The 14,349-nt window shown below is 65.0% G+C and carries 12 protein-coding genes; 1 reads left to right on the top strand and 11 read right to left on the bottom strand.

What is annotated here, in order from left to right:
• Positions 1 to 6: 6 nt before the first annotated feature.
• The 11 genes from PSV26_RS00970 to PSV26_RS00920 form a co-directional block, all read right to left on the bottom strand.
• Positions 7 to 3,771, bottom strand: a complete 3,765-nt coding sequence (locus PSV26_RS00970) for a molybdopterin cofactor-binding domain-containing protein (RefSeq protein ID WP_300566555.1) — start codon at positions 3,769 to 3,771, stop codon at positions 7 to 9.
• Entirely contained in the window at positions 3,768 to 4,265 is a 498-nt protein-coding gene (locus PSV26_RS00965) for a (2Fe-2S)-binding protein (RefSeq protein WP_300517565.1), read from the bottom strand. The genes PSV26_RS00970 and PSV26_RS00965 overlap by 4 nt, the downstream gene beginning before the upstream one ends.
• Positions 4,266 to 4,293: 28 nt before the next feature.
• Positions 4,294 to 5,019 (bottom strand): bifunctional nicotinamidase/pyrazinamidase, encoded by a 726-nt coding sequence (pncA, locus tag PSV26_RS00960; RefSeq protein WP_300517562.1) that lies wholly within the window; start codon positions 5,017 to 5,019, stop codon positions 4,294 to 4,296.
• A gap of 48 nt (positions 5,020 to 5,067) precedes the next feature.
• On the bottom strand, positions 5,068 to 5,805 hold the full coding sequence (locus PSV26_RS00955) for an ABC transporter ATP-binding protein (protein ID WP_300517559.1): 738 nt from the start codon (positions 5,803 to 5,805) through the stop codon (positions 5,068 to 5,070).
• Positions 5,802 to 6,584 (bottom strand): ABC transporter ATP-binding protein, encoded by a 783-nt coding sequence (locus PSV26_RS00950; RefSeq protein WP_300566553.1) that lies wholly within the window; start codon positions 6,582 to 6,584, stop codon positions 5,802 to 5,804. Before PSV26_RS00950 ends, PSV26_RS00955 begins: the two co-directional genes overlap by 4 nt.
• Positions 6,581 to 8,479 (bottom strand): ABC transporter permease, encoded by a 1,899-nt coding sequence (locus PSV26_RS00945; RefSeq protein WP_300566551.1) that lies wholly within the window; start codon positions 8,477 to 8,479, stop codon positions 6,581 to 6,583. Before PSV26_RS00945 ends, PSV26_RS00950 begins: the two co-directional genes overlap by 4 nt.
• 152 nt (positions 8,480 to 8,631) lie before the next feature.
• Positions 8,632 to 9,789, bottom strand: coding sequence for an ABC transporter substrate-binding protein (locus tag PSV26_RS00940; protein WP_300518301.1), 1,158 nt, complete (start codon positions 9,787 to 9,789; stop codon positions 8,632 to 8,634).
• Positions 9,790 to 9,886: 97 nt separating this feature from the next.
• Positions 9,887 to 10,471, bottom strand: a complete 585-nt coding sequence (locus PSV26_RS00935) for an amino acid synthesis family protein (protein WP_300566549.1) — start codon at positions 10,469 to 10,471, stop codon at positions 9,887 to 9,889.
• Between the two features lie 41 nt (positions 10,472 to 10,512).
• Complete coding sequence (locus PSV26_RS00930) at positions 10,513 to 11,154, bottom strand: amino acid synthesis family protein (protein ID WP_300566548.1); 642 nt, start codon at positions 11,152 to 11,154, stop codon at positions 10,513 to 10,515.
• Positions 11,155 to 11,176: 22 nt separating this feature from the next.
• Complete coding sequence (locus tag PSV26_RS00925) at positions 11,177 to 12,094, bottom strand: UPF0280 family protein (RefSeq protein WP_300566546.1); 918 nt, start codon at positions 12,092 to 12,094, stop codon at positions 11,177 to 11,179.
• Positions 12,095 to 12,106: 12 nt separating this feature from the next.
• Entirely contained in the window at positions 12,107 to 13,741 is a 1,635-nt protein-coding gene (locus tag PSV26_RS00920) for a 6-hydroxynicotinate reductase (protein ID WP_300566544.1), read from the bottom strand.
• Between the two features lie 263 nt (positions 13,742 to 14,004).
• On the opposite strand from PSV26_RS00920, the gene fdxA reads away from it, so the two are divergent.
• Positions 14,005 to 14,334, top strand: a complete 330-nt coding sequence (gene fdxA / locus PSV26_RS00915) for a ferredoxin FdxA (RefSeq protein WP_300566541.1) — start codon at positions 14,005 to 14,007, stop codon at positions 14,332 to 14,334.
• Positions 14,335 to 14,349: the final 15 nt, after the last annotated feature.

The following is a 14,349-nucleotide window of genomic DNA, read 5'->3' as shown; positions in this document are numbered from 1 at the left end:
CAACAGCTATTTATTTGATAGCGATACCGCGTCAGTCTCATGGCCCTCAGCCGTGGCGCGCAGGCGCGACACGGCCGCAGGCAGGTCTTTCCAGGCCGGCTGCCCCGGCGCATACCGGCTGCGCATGTAAGTTGCCAACGTAGCAATCTGGTCATCGTCCAGGCTGTGGCGGAAGGCCGGCATAAAGCCTATCTCTGCCGTCGCGGGCGTGCGAATGCCGTCCAGGATCACACGAACCAGGTTGTCGGGTCGCTCGCTCTGCAGCTTGCTGTTCAGGGCCAGCGGCGTGTTGACGCCCAGCAGCTTCGGTCCGTCCCCGTCGTGGTGGCAGGAGGCACAGGCGCCGTTGAACAGGCGCTGGCCGGGTCCGGGCAGCGCCGCGCCGCTCTGTTGCGCCGCCAGCACCACCTGCCTGGCGCGTTCGGCACTCTCGGGCTCGGCCAGGGGCTGGTTGAACGAGGTCAGGTAGCTGGCCATGGCCCGGATATCGTCGTCGGGCAAGGCGCCGAGCTCCTTGACCACAGGACCCATGGGCCCGGCGGCAGCGCCATGCTGCAGGCTGTAACCGCCGCGCAGGTAGCGGTACAACTCGCCTGAAGTCCAGGGCACGGGCGCGCGCGACAAGGCCGTCAGCGCCGGCGCCTCCCAGCCATCGACCACGGCACCGGCGAGGAAGGCCGGGCCGCCGCGTTCGGCACCCAGTGCATTGCGCGGCGTGTGGCAGGCGCCGCAATGGCCCAGGCCGTTGACCAGGTAGGCGCCGCGGTTCCATTCCACGGTTTGTGTCGGGTCCGTGCGGTAAGGCGCCGGGTCATGAAACATCGCATTCCAGGCCGCCATGAGCGGACGCACATTGAAGGGAAAAGCGAGCTGTGTGGCGGGTGTCTCCGAAGACACGGCCGGCTGGGCCATCAGCCAGGCGTACAGCGCGGTCAGATCATCGTCGCTGGTCTTGGCAAAGGCCGTGTAGGGAAAGGCGGGGTACAGGTGGTGGCCGTCGCGCGAGATGCCTTCACGCATGGCGCGCTGGAAGGCGCTGAAAGACCACAGGCCGATGCCGGTCTGGGCATCGGGCGTGAGGTTGGTGGTGAATATCTTGCCGAAGGGCGTCTCCATCGCACGGCCACCCGCATTCGGAATGCCGCCGGGCGCGGTGTGGCACACCACACAGTCACCAGCGGCCGCGAGTTGCCGGCCGCGTTCAATCGTCGCCGCGGTGTAAATCGAAGAACTGCTGGACAACACCGGTGCAATCGCGGGCCGCCAGCCCAGCAGGGCAGCCGCCAGGCCGAACACGCCAGCGAACACGGCGCCGGCGCGGGACCAACGGCTCAGGCCGCGGGGCCAGGGCGCATTTTCCGGTGGGCGAGGGACAGGCGCTGGAGCGGCAAGGACCGGCGACGGGGGCGTCACATGGTCAGGTGCCGGCTGCAGCGCGGCCCGCACCACCTCCGCGGTGAAAGGCGGCTGGCGAAACCGCACGCCGGTCGCGTCAAAAATGGCATTGGCAATGGCCGCCGTGCCGGGCACCGAGGCCGACTCGCCCGCGCCCAGCGGCGGCTCGCCCGGGCGCGCCATGGTCACCACCTCGATCACCGGAACATCCCTGAAACTCAGGATGGGGTAGCTGCCCCACTCCAGGCTGGCCACGGTGTTCGTCTTCGGGTTCAAGCTGACCTGCTCGGTCAGGGCACGGCTGGTGGTCTGCACGACGTTGCCGTGGATCTGGTGCTGCACACCGGCGGGGTTGATCAGCGTGCCGGCATCATGACCGACCACCACGCGCCTGACCTGCACTTCACCGGTCTTGCGGTTGACCTCGACGTCGGCCACCCAGGCGGCCCAGGCCGCGCCATAACCCGGCCACTTGCTGTGGACATAACGCGCGTAGGCCACGCCCTGTCCGTGCACGATGTCGGATGCTCCGCTTTGCTCTTCAGCCTGCTGCGGCTGGGTATGCACCTTCCAGCCGGCACGATCGGCCGTGGCGCGCAGCAGTTTCGCCGCGCGTGGCTCGCTCAGGTAACGCAGGCGGAACTCGACCGGGTCTACGCCAGCGGCCGTGGCCAACTCGTCGATGTAGGACTCGTGCGCAAAGGAATTGGGCAGGGCCGACACACCGCGCAGCCAGGAGGCACGCAGCATGGGTGGCATGTCGTTGACCGACACGCGCAGGTTTTCGTAGTCGTAGGGCGGTCGCGCACTGCGGTCGCCCATTTCATAGGCGCGCGCCACCGGCTCGACGGTGCGCGTGAGCAGCAGCGCCAGCGTGGGCGCGCCGTTGGACGGGTAGGAGGTTTGAAAATCGTAGGCGGCGACCGAGCCGTCGGCGTTCAGCCCGCCGTTGACCTGCATGAGCTGGGCCGCGCCCTTGGGCTCCCAGGCGTGCTCCTGCTCGCGCGTGAGCTGCACCCGCACCGGCGCACCGACGGCGCGCGAGAGCAGGGCCGCATCGGCGGCCACATCGTCGGCACAGTTGCGGCCGTAACAGCCGGCCGCCTCCATGCGGATCACGTCGATGGCCATGTCCGGCAAGTCCATGAGGCGCGACAGGTCGGCACGCAACACGTGCGGGTTCTGGCTGCCTGCCCACACCGTCAGGCGATGTTCCGCCGCCGGGCCGCTCCCAAGGCGGGACGCGGCCCCCTCGGGGGGCAGTGAGCCACACGAAGTGGGCGAGCGTGGGGGCTCTTTAGCCTGCCAGTCCGCCAGTGCGCAAGATGGGCCGATGGAACCGTGCATCTGGTAAGGCCAGACATAGTTGCGCGGCAAATGCTGGGTCACGCCCGCCATCGCGGCATCCACATCGCCTTCGTCAATCAGCTTGCGCTGCGTCGCCGGGTTGGCGCGGATGGCCGTTTCAAGATCATCGAGGTTCGCCAGGCCGGGCCAGGGCTTCCACCGGACGCGCAGCTCACGCAATGCCTGCTCGGCGTGCTCCTCGCGCTCGGCGACGATGCCAATGAAATCGCGGATGACCACCACCGCCCGAATGCCGGGAATGTGTGCAATCGAGGACTCGTCCACAGCTTCCAGCGTGTTGCCGATGAAGTCGCCATGGTCGGCACCGGCATAAGGCGGGCGCACGACACGGCCATGCAGCATGCCCGGCACACGCATGTCGTGCACAAAGGTCAACGCACCGGTCGCCTTGGCCGGAATGTCCACCCGCGCCGTGCTGGTGCCCACGATGCGGTAGTCCTCCGGGGACTTCAGCGGTGAATCCAGTGCCAGCGAGAGCTCCACATGCTGTTGCTCAAGCAGGGCGCCGTAGGCCACCGATCGGCCGTCATGGCCAATCACCGACACCACGCCGTCACGGACCGTCAGCAGTGCCCTGTCCACCTGCAGCACGCCGGCGGCCCGGTCCACCAGCCAGGCGCGCGCCTGGGCAGCGGCCGCCCGCAAGGGCACGGCATGAATCTGTATCGACGCGCTGGCGATGGTCGCGCCCTGATTCGGCGCGCGGCTGGTATCGCCCAGCACCATGTTGATGCCGGCCAGCGCAACATCGAGCTCTTCGGCCACGATCTGGCCCAGCGCGGTGCGGATGCCGGTGCCCAGGTCCACGTGGCCGTTCAGGGCGGTCACACTGCCGTCGTCCCAGACAGCCAGCAGGATCTCCACTCCCTCGAGTGGATTGCCGCTGACCAGTGCGGGCTGCCCCGGGGCGGGCGGCGGCGCAGGCGGCGGCTCGCGCGTGACCAGCAGCACACCGCCGGCCGCATGAAAGTCGGCGCGCGTCAGCGGTGTGTCGGCGCGGCGGGTCATGGTCGGTGCCCCTTGTCACGGGCCTGCCGCGTGAGTGTTGCCGCGCGTCGCACCGCGTTCACGATCTCGATGTGTGTACCGCAGCGGCACAGGTTGCCGGACAACTCGCGGCGTATCTCGTCCTCCGTCGGGTCCGGCTTGCGCGCCAGCAGGGCGGTGGTCATCATGATCATGCCACTCAGGCAGTAGCCGCACTGGGCCGCCTGCTCGTCGATAAAAGCCTGCTGCACCGGATGCAGCGCCTCCAGGGACCCGAGTCCCTCCAGCGTGGTGATCTCGCGGCCGGCCACACCGGCGGCCGGGACCACACAGGCGCGCGCGGCCACGCCGTCCACCAGCACCGTGCAGGCCCCGCACTCACCCAGGCCGCAGCCGTATTTGGGGCTGTTGAGTTCAAGGTCGTTGCGCAACACCCCCAGCAGGGAAGCCTGCGCCGAGACCGTCAGCGTCCGCGTCACCCGGTTGACGCTGAAAGTCACAACCTGCGCGCTCATCGGATCCCGTGGCAAGTCAGGACGTGCTTCAGGCCAGGTCGGTGGACTGGATGCGTTTGACGCCCTTGGCCGCCATCTGCTTCCAGGCCGCCGCCAGCGACCCGTTCAGGTCAATGGCGCGGGTGGCGTCCTCGATCACGTAGACCTCGAGGCCGGCCTTGCGCGCATCCATCGCGGTCCAGGCGACGCAGAAGTCGGTCGCCAGCCCGGTCACGAACACCTTTTTGATGCCGCGCTGCTTGAGGTAGCCGCCCAGGCCGGTCGGCGTCTTGCCGTCGGCCTCGGTGAAGGCCGAATAACTGTCCACCTCCTGGTGGTAGCCCTTGCGCACGATGACCTGGGCCGTGGGCAGCGCCAGGTCCTTGTGCAGGGCCGCGTCGTCCGTACCCTGCACGCAGTGGTCAGGCCACAGCACCTGGTTGCCGTAGGCCAGTTTCTTGACCTCGAAGGGCTTCTTGCCCGCGTGGGTGCTGGCAAAGGACGCATGACCCTTGGTGTGCCAGTCTTGCGTGATCACGATGTTCTCGAACGCTGCGGCAAGTTTGTTGATGACCGGAACCACCTCTTCGCCGCCCTTGACCGGCAAGGTGCCGCCAGTCACAAAACAGTTCTGCACATCGACAACAATCAGCGCGCTTCTGGCGTCAGGCTTGATGCCGGCGGCGAAGGCCACGCGGCCGGCCAGGCCGGCCGCCGCCACGAGGCCGGCGCCGGACAGGGTTTTCAACAGGGTTCTGCGGGTAGCTGGATGCATGATGCGATCTCCTTGAAACGGGTTGAATGACGTTGACAACAACCGGCGCTAGACACTGAGGTAGGCGCGCCGCACCTCTTCGTTGGCCGACAGCTCGGCCATCGAACCCTCGTAACGGATCTGGCCTTTTTCGAGCACATAGGCCCGGTCCGACACCAGCTCCGCAAAATGCATGTTCTGCTCGGACAGCAAAATGCTGACACCCTGCGACTTGAGCTCCAGAATCATGTGCGCCATCTGCTCGACGATCACCGGAGCCACCCCTTCCGAGGGCTCATCGAGCAGCACCAGGTAGGGGTTGCCCATCAGGGTGCGTGCCACCGTCAGCATCTGCTGCTCGCCGCCGCTCATGCGGCCTCCCTGGCGGTCCGGCATCTCGCCGAGATTCGGGAACAGCTTGAACAGCCGCTCGGGCGTCCAGACCGGCGCTTCACTGCCGTCCGGCCAGCGGCGTGGCGGCTGGCGCCCCACTTCCAGGTTCTCCATCACCGTCAGGTCGGTGAAGATACGCCTGTCTTCCGGCACAAAACCCAGACCCATGCGCGCCGCATGGTGGGGTTCACTTTTCGAGATGTCGGTACCCAGAAACGACACGCTGCCGCGCCGCTTGTCCAGCATGCCGATCAGCGCCTTGAGCGTTGTGGATTTACCGGCGCCGTTGCGCCCCATCAGCGCCACCACTTCGCCGCGCCGCACTTCGATGCCCACTTCGTAGAGAATCTGGGCGGCGCCATACCAGGCGCACAGGCCCTGGGCCTGCAGCAGGACTTCGTTCGCAGCGCTCATGAGGCGGCATCCTTTTCCAGTGACTTTTTCTCGAAGGTCTTGCCGCTGCCGAAATAGACCTCCTGGACCTTGGGATGGTCGCGGATCTCCAGCGGTTTGCCTTCGGCGATCAGCCGCCCACGCGCCAGTACGATCATGCGGTCGGCATAGGCAAACACCACATCCATGCTGTGTTCGGTGAAAAGCACCGCCATACCGCGGTCGACGACCAGCTGTTTGGTCAGGGCCATCAGGTCGTTGCGCTCCCTGGGCGCCATACCGGCCGTGGGTTCGTCCATCAGCAGCAGCTTGGGGTTGTTGGCCATGGCCATGGCGAGCTCCACGCGCTTGACGTCGCCATAGGCCAGCACGCTGCAGGGCCGGTCGGCCTGGGTCTTCATGTTGACCTGGTCGAGCAGCACCAGCGCCTCGTCGCGCTTGTGGCCGGCCGCGCGGCGCCACATGGAAAACAGCTTGCGGTCCGACGACAGCAAGGCCATCTGGACGTTCTCCACCACCGTCAGGGAGGAAAAGGTCTCTGCAATCTGGAAGGTCCGGCTGACGCCGAGCCGCCAGATGTCACGCGGGGCCAGGCCAATCAGTTCCTGGCCGCCCAGTTCGATCGAACCGGCATCGGCCCGCAACTGGCCGTTGACCATGTTGAAGGTGGTCGACTTGCCGGCGCCGTTGGGCCCGATCAGCGCCAGCAACTCTCCGGCGGCCAGCTCGAAACTGATGCCATCGACCGCCTTGACGCCACCGAACGATTTGCCCAGACCGGATACTTTGAGCAAGCTCATGACTGCCCCTCCTTCGCGCCGCGCAGACGCGACAGCAGTTGCTGGACAAAGCCGGCAATTCCTTGCGGAAACAGCAGCACCAGAATCAGGATGATGGCGCCCAGCATGGCGCGCCAGTAGTCGGTGTTGCGCGCCACCGTGTCGTGCAGCCAGGTGAAGGTGACGGCGCCGACAATGGGGCCCACCAGTGTCTGCACACCGCCCAGCAGCACCATGACCAGACCGTCGATGGATTTGCTCACATGCAGGCTTTCCGGGGAAATGCTGCCTTTGGAGAAGGCATACAGCGCACCGGCCAGGCCAGCGAAGGTGCCGGCGATGACAAACGCCACCCATTGCATGCGTTTGACGTCGATGCCTATTGCATCTGAGCGAAGCACTGAATCGCGTGCAGCACGCATGGCGTAACCAAAGGGGGAATACAACATACGGTGCATCATCAGCACGGCCCCGGCCACCAATGCCAGCGTCAGGTAGTAGTACATCTTCTTGTCGGCCAGCCATTCGGACGGCCAGACGCCGGTCAGGCCATTGCTGCCGCCGGTGAAGGCATCCCACTGGTAACAGATCGCCCAGGTGATCTGGGCAAACGCCAGCGTCAGCATGGCGAGGTACACCCCTGACAGGCGGACACAAAACCAGCCGTAGATGAAGGCCCCCAGCGCCGCGAGTGCCGGCGCGACGACCAGTGCCACCTCCATCGGCAGGTTCAGGCTGCGCACCACCAGGGCCGCGCCGTAGGCACCCAAGCCGAAGTAAGCCGCATGGCCAAAGGAATGCATGCCGGCCGGGCCCATGATGAAGTGCAGGCTGGCCGCAAACAGCACAGCCACCAGCAGGTCGATCAGCAGGACCGTCACGTAGGGCGACTGTGCGGTCAGCGCAGGCATCAGGACCAGCAGGGCCAGCAAGGCGGCGCCGCCGAACTTGTAGAGGCGATCAGGCGGCCGCAGGGGTTCCTCGGCGGTGCCGGCGTGGCGGCTGGTCGCCTGAGGCCGACCGAACAGACCCCAGGGACGGGCCACCAGCACGACGGCCATCACCAGAAACTCCACCACCAGGGTGAGTTTGGAGAACGAAATGCTGACGCCCCAGATTTCCACCAGGCCCAGCCAGATGCAGATGGCCTTCAACTCCGCAATCAGCAGCGCCGCCACATAGGCGCCGGGAATGGAGCCCATGCCGCCGACCACCACCACCACAAAGGCGGCGCCGATGATGTTGAGGTCCATCTCGAGGTTGGCGGGTTCGCGCGGCAGCTGCAGCGCACCGCCCAGTCCCGCCAGCAGCGCACCGAGTGCAAACACCGCGGTGAACAGCCAGGCCTGGTTGACACCCAACGCGCTGACCATCTCCCGGTCCTGCGTGGCGGCACGCACCAGCGTCCCCCACCGGGTTTTGGTCAGCAGCAGCCAGAGCAGGCCGAGAACCACCGGACCGGCAACAATCAGGAACAGATCGTAGGAAGGAAATTGCCGGCCAAGAATGGACACGGAACCGGTCAGGCCGGGCGCCCGCGGGCCGAGCAATTCCTCAGGCCCCCAGAACCACAACACCCCGTCCTTGATCACCAGGCCCAGCGCAAAGGTGGCCAGCAGCTGGAACAGTTCGGGTGCACGGTAAATGCGGCGCAGCAGCAGTACCTCGACCAGCGCACCAAGCACACCGACGGCGAGCGCGGCCAGCAGCAAGGCCGGCCAGAAGCCTATCGTGCCGCCCAAGTTGGCCACCAGGGAATAGGCGACGTAAATGCCGACCATGAAAAATGAGCCGTGTGCGAAGTTGACGATGCGTGTCACGCCAAAGATCAGCGACAAGCCGGCCGCCACCAGAAACAGCGACGAAGCACCGGCCAGCCCGTTGAGCAACTGGACGACAAAGCCTGAAAAGCTCATGAATTACCTTTTTATACGGGAGGAGGCAGCCCCTTGCAGGCGCCGTGACAGGCATGGGCCGCCGGGCAGGAGTCCATTGGCGGCGAACCCCGCAGCCGGCGCCCGCGCGGACGGCGCGGGACCGGACTGGGCTTCGCAGCGTTTGAGCCCGCTCAGTCGGCCGGACGCAGCTTCTTGACTTCTGCGGCTGACGGCTGGAACTTCGCACCGTCCATGTAGCGGTAGTCCACCATCACACCCTTGCCACCCTCGTTTTTGGTGCGCCCGACGTAGGCTCCCATGGTGGACTGGTGATCTTCAGGACGGTAGACCACCGGACCAAAAGGCGTGCTGACTTTCAGGCCGCTGAAGGCTGCAATCATCTTCTCGGTGTCGGTCGACTTGGCTTTTTTCATGCCTTCTGCCAGCGACTTGATGGCGCTGTAGCCCACCACGGAACCCAGGCGCGGATAGTCCTTGTACTTGCCGTGGTAAGCCAGGAAAAAGGCCTTGTGCTCGGGCGTCTGGATGCCGTACCACGGGTAACCGGTGACCAGCCAGCCATTGGGCGTTTCGTCTTTCAAAGGATCGAGGTACTCGGGTTCTCCCGTCAGCAGGCTGACCACTTCGCGACCCTGGAACAGGCCGCGGGTGTTGCCCTCACGCACGAACTTGGAGAGGTCGGCACCAAAAAGCACATTGAAGATGGCGTCCGGCTTGGCATCGGCCAGGGCCTGCACCACGCTGCCCGAGTCCACCTTGCCCAGAGGCGGCGCCTGTTCGGCAACGAACTCCACATCGGGCTGCGCCTCCTTGAGCAGCTTCTTGAAGCTGGCGGCCGCGGACTGGCCGTATTCGTAGTTGGGGTACACGACGGCCCAACGTTTTTTCTTCATCGCGGCCGCATCGGGCACCAGCATGGCCACCTGCATGTAGGTGGATGCACGCAGGCGGTAGGTGTAGCGATTGCCGTTTTGCCAGACGATCTTGTCGGTCAGCGGCTCAGCAGCCAGAAAGAAAAATTTCTTCTGCTTCGCGAAGTCCGTCAGTGCCAGGCCGATGTGCGAGAGAAAGGAGCCGGTGAGCACGTCCACTTTTTCGCGCGACACCAGCTCCTCGGCAGCACGAACCGCATCACCGGGGTTGGCGTTGTCGTCGCGGACAATCAGTTCGACCTTTTTGCCGTTGACGCCGCCGGCGGCATTGATTTCCTCGACAGCCAGCTCCATCCCCTTCTTGTAGGGCTCGAGAAAGGCGGGCTGGGCCTTGTAGCTGTTGATCTCGCCAATCTTGATGACCCCCTGCGCGTGGGCGGCCCCCAGCGAGGCCATCAGACCCAGAAAAGTCACGGTGCCCAGCATCCTGTATTGCATCTTCATAAAAAACTCCTGCTTGTCGTGGATCGGAATGGATGGTGAGGAGCGCCGCCTAGCGGAGCCCATCCTCGCCCTTGATGTCGTGGACTTGCAAGCCGCCCACGCGCGGTAGTGGCCGGCCGCTGTCTGTGACGACGACAGCAACCACAATTTCATTGGCACGCGGTGCATCGGCGACCCGCGCCTCCATGGCGTCAAAATGGCTGCGCACAAAAGCCGCGTCCTTGTGCCCGAGCGGAACGTCAATGGCGGTCCCGAGGCCGCCCCGCTTCTTGCTGGAGGGCACAAGCGCCGCGCCTTTCTGGACCGCCAGGCGCAGGGGCGCACCCAGCTTGGGGTGCAGGATGGCTGCGGCGTGTTCCAGTTCTCCAGCCTCGCCGACAATCGCCGCCTTGCCGTAACTTTGTGCCTGGTCGGACGAGATGCCCAGCGCCTGCACGCATTTTTCACCCAGCAGTCCGCCGAGCTCTTCCCCGATGGCGATCAGCTCGTCAAGGTTCTCGACGTACTTGCCGGCAAACGGATTGGCGATCACCGCCATGGCCAGCGCCCGCCGCGTCGGTGGATGGACCGCTTGCCCCATTTCCATCCGGGTCTCGTCGACCTGGACGATGATTTTTCTGATCATGGCTGTCATGCTGCTTCTTCCTTGCGTATTGTCGTTGTGTAGATGGCGCTTTAGCGCAGACCGTCCCACTTGCTGATGGCGTGGGCTGCCAGCCCGCCCACACGGGCGTGGACACGGGGACCGGTGCTCATGGCAAGAATAAAGACAATTTCATCCGGCAGGGGGGCGCCGGGAACGCGAACTTCGATCGCGTCAAAATGACTGCGCACATAGGCAGCATTGATGTGCGTCATCGGCACATCCAGCGCAGTGCCCGGCGCGCCCACCTTTTTGGTGGAAGGCACGATGGACAGGGCATTGCCGGGGCGCCCGGATTTTTCCTCGCCTTGCCCCTTGGCATAAGCCGCGGCATCACCCTTCCAGCCCAGCAGTTCCCGCATCGCGTAGCCGCCGGGAACGTGCCACAGTGCACCGTGTTCGAGCTCACCCGCCGCGCCGACGATGGCGCCCTTGCCGTAACCCTCGATGCGCTCCGCCGGCACGCCCATCGCCGCGCGCAACCGTTCGGCCATGTCGATGCCGACCGGCTGGAGCCCGTCCATCATGGGCAGGATGTCGGCCTCGTAACGACCGGCAAACGGATTGGTCAGCACGGCTGCTATGGCGCCGCGCATCAGCGGCACCGGGGCGACCGGGCCGAACTCGTGCCAGATCTGCTCCACATGCGTGAAGATACGTCGTATTTCAATCATCGGTTGGCGTCCATCCATTTCATTAAGCAAATACTGAACCAAGTTGCATTCTGCGACCGTCGGCGACCCGGTTTTTCAGGGTCACCCGTTCCGCCGCATCGGTGGTCATCACCTGATTCTGGCAAACCAGCGCGGCCGACCAGATCAGGCCTGCGGCGCGCAAAGCCTGCGCGCGCTTCAGGCCGGCCCGCAAGGCCTGCTGCACCAGCGCCGGCTCCAGTGGCGGGACATCCACCGTGACGGGAATCGCGCCGAGGTCGCAATCATCCTTCAATTCGCAGGCCGGCCGGCGGCGGATGCGGGCATCCTGCAGATTGACCGCATTGGCAATGACGGTGGCCGCGGCGTCGGCCTCGGACGCGGTGCGTGCGAGAACCGTGACGCTGTCTGCAATTCCAAGCGAAAAGCTGCGGCCGCGCCAGCCGCTGGTGGCCACACCGCGCACGGGCAGCACACTGGCCACCTCGAACTGACCATCGGTCTGCACCCCGTCGAGAATTTCACCGATGCTCAGGCGCGAAAGATCAGCATAGAGCCCGATGCGCACCGACTGCGAGGGGGTGAGATGCAAGGCGATGTCACCACCATTGTTGACCCATGCACGCGTCACGCCATCAACGGCGTAACAGGCCACCAGTTCCTGCGCCACGGCGCCGGCCACTGCGGCCATCGGGGTGATGAAACTGCTTTGATAAGGCTGGCAGGCGTGCCACATGCGCCGGGCGATGGGGCCCCGCAAGGGACAGTCGCCGCTCACCGGTTGTCGCATGGCAGCGAGCTCCTGCACCAGTTCGTCCAGCATGCCGGTGAAGCGCTCCCACGCCGCCGCATGGGCAGCCTCGACACAGGCCGGACGGCCGCTGGCCCCAATGACGATGTCCATCGGACCATGCTGGAAGTGCCAGCGGCCGTCGGGCAGAAGCGTGCGTTGGGCATCCATGGGTCGCCTGGCTCAGCCCAGCAGTGGCGGCCGCGCGAGCGGCCACGGATTGGCTGCGGGCATCTGCACCCACTGACGGGCCGTGGGCGCACCTTCGTTGTGCCAGGCTCCCCGCCGCAGTGCATCGTCCAGCGTGCGCACATGATCCATGTGGCCGCCCAATGCACGGTAGTCATCGAGCTTCATGCTGAATTCAATCGGGGCGACGATGGCCGGTGTCGGTACGGTGCCGAAGCTGTTGTCCGGCATGCGCATGACGTCCACCATCACGGTGATTCCGCCACCGGGCCAGATATAGGCGGGCGCCCCGCCGCAGGTGACATTGACCAGCGCGTTCTTGATGGCGCGCGTCAGCAAAACCGGGTTTTCCGTGACCCCCGCGCGCAGGCTGCCGCCGGCGCCGCCCAGAAAAAGCACGGTGGTCAGCGAAGGCTCGCAGTTTTCGCCGATACGCTCGACGATGCGGCGCACCTCTTCAGGCATGTCCTGTTCCACCGGCTGGAGTTGGTCGTCCAGGACATACCAGCCGGCGTGCTCGCCGGTGGTCGACGTCATGAGCAGCCGCAGGCCCGGCCAGGCCGCCTCGGCGTCCCACCCTTCAATGATGGCCAGTGGATCGGCGATGTCCGTGCCACCCCACCCCGTCCCGGGGTTGGCCACCTGGAAATATCGTCCGGGCGTCGACTTGCGGCCCTGCATCCTGATCCCCGAGGGACGCATGTCCAGGCAGCGGCCGGCCTGGTGCTCGGTCAGCACGCCAGTGATGTGATCATCGACCACCACCACCTCGTCAAGCTTGCCGTAGAACTGTTTCGCGAAAATGCCGATGGTGGCCGAGCCACAACCCACACGCATGCGCTTTTCCTCCACCCCGTTGACGACGGGTGCCCGGCCGGCCTGGATCAGGATCTGGGAGCCGCCGTCAATCGTGAGTTCAGCCGGCTGCTTGTTGCCAAGCGCCATCATCATCTCGACCGTCACCCGGCCCTCTTTCTTGCTGCCCCCGGTCAGGTGGTGCACTCCGCCCAGCGACAGCATCTGGGAGCCGTATTCCGCCGTGGTCACATGGCCGACGACCTCGCCCTTGAAGCGCACGTTGGCCTGCTCGGCGCCGAGGAAGCGGTCGGTGTCTATCTTCACCTTGAGGCTGCAATAGCTGAAGATGCCCTCGGTGACCACCGTGACCAGGTCCACCCCCGCTACCCGGGAGGACACAATGAAAGGCGCCGGCTTGTAGTCGGGGTAGGTCGTCGAGGAGCCCACGCCGGTGACGAACACCTCGTCGGCCAGCAGCAGATCACCACGCCAGGAGGTTTCTTCCGGCGCGGCATCGGGCAATGCGGCAGCATCGGGCGCATCCGCAGCAACAGGTCGGGCCGTGAACGGCACGAGCACAGGCTCGCCGCCGTCCAGGGTGCGCCGCAGCAAGAGCACCGGATCGACCCGCACCAGCGTGCCGCCCTGGTTGGCATACCGGTCGCAGGCGCCGCTGCGGCCGTCGGAGATCTGACACAACACAGGACAGGCATTGCATTCAATCTTCTCGCTGTTCATTCGCTCGCTGCGCGGCCGGGCCTTTTCCAGGACCTGGGGAAGCCCGGGGGAATCCATGCCTGGTAAGCCGTCCGTTTTTGTATGCTCGGTCATCGTGTTTGCCTTCGTACCGCCGGTCATCCTGTACGTCATTCCGGATGTAGCGCTTGCTTAACTGGAATGTTGCGCTCGCTACATTTGAAATCAATGTAGCGCATACATCGGGTCTGTGCAATAGTGTTTACGCGTCAGGTCCGGCAACACTCAAAAAATGTTATGGGCACTACATTTAAATGTTGCATTCACTACATTTGTATGGCACATTGACGCCATCGAGCGCCAGCGGCCTGACCTGCAGCCCCCTCCCCAAGGATCCCATGACCCACGTCGTCACCGATGCCTGCATCAAATGCAAATACACGGATTGTGTGGACGTCTGTCCGGTGGACTGCTTCAAGGAAGGTCCGGACTTTCTGGTGATCGATCCGGACGAGTGTATTGACTGCGCCGTGTGTATTCCCGAATGTCCGGTCAACGCCATTTACGCCGACGCGGACATGCCCGCGCAGTTTGAACCCTTTTTCGAGCTCAACCAGCGCCTCGCCAGACAATGGCCCACCATTTCCAGGCGCATCGCGCCCCTGGCGACGGCGGAGCAATGGAAAGACAAAACCGGTAAGCTGGCGAGCATTCATCTCGACGGCTGAATCATCCAACCCGAA

This window comes from Polaromonas sp. (genome assembly GCF_029945685.1).
In the GTDB taxonomy this organism is placed as follows: domain Bacteria; phylum Pseudomonadota; class Gammaproteobacteria; order Burkholderiales; family Burkholderiaceae_C; genus Polaromonas.
Note: the sequence above shows the minus strand (reverse complement) of the source record. Positions and strands in the feature narration are given on the sequence as shown.

Excerpts from the sequence above, each read along its gene's own strand:
- PSV26_RS00970 (WP_300566555.1), bottom strand. The coding sequence starts at position 3,771 with ATGACCCGCCGCGCCGACACACCGCTGACGCGCGCCGACTTTCATGCG.
- PSV26_RS00965 (WP_300517565.1), bottom strand. The coding sequence starts at position 4,265 with ATGAGCGCGCAGGTTGTGACTTTCAGCGTCAACCGGGTGACGCGGACG.
- pncA (WP_300517562.1), bottom strand. The coding sequence starts at position 5,019 with ATGCATCCAGCTACCCGCAGAACCCTGTTGAAAACCCTGTCCGGCGCC.
- PSV26_RS00955 (WP_300517559.1), bottom strand. The coding sequence starts at position 5,805 with ATGAGCGCTGCGAACGAAGTCCTGCTGCAGGCCCAGGGCCTGTGCGCC.
- PSV26_RS00950 (WP_300566553.1), bottom strand. The coding sequence starts at position 6,584 with ATGAGCTTGCTCAAAGTATCCGGTCTGGGCAAATCGTTCGGTGGCGTC.
- PSV26_RS00945 (WP_300566551.1), bottom strand. The coding sequence starts at position 8,479 with ATGAGCTTTTCAGGCTTTGTCGTCCAGTTGCTCAACGGGCTGGCCGGT.
- PSV26_RS00940 (WP_300518301.1), bottom strand. The coding sequence starts at position 9,789 with ATGGCCTCGCTGGGGGCCGCCCACGCGCAGGGGGTCATCAAGATTGGC.
- PSV26_RS00935 (WP_300566549.1), bottom strand. The coding sequence starts at position 10,471 with ATGACAGCCATGATCAGAAAAATCATCGTCCAGGTCGACGAGACCCGG.
- PSV26_RS00930 (WP_300566548.1), bottom strand. The coding sequence starts at position 11,154 with ATGATTGAAATACGACGTATCTTCACGCATGTGGAGCAGATCTGGCAC.
- PSV26_RS00925 (WP_300566546.1), bottom strand. The coding sequence starts at position 12,094 with ATGGATGCCCAACGCACGCTTCTGCCCGACGGCCGCTGGCACTTCCAG.
- PSV26_RS00920 (WP_300566544.1), bottom strand. The coding sequence starts at position 13,741 with ATGACCGAGCATACAAAAACGGACGGCTTACCAGGCATGGATTCCCCC.
- fdxA (WP_300566541.1), top strand. The coding sequence starts at position 14,005 with ATGACCCACGTCGTCACCGATGCCTGCATCAAATGCAAATACACGGAT.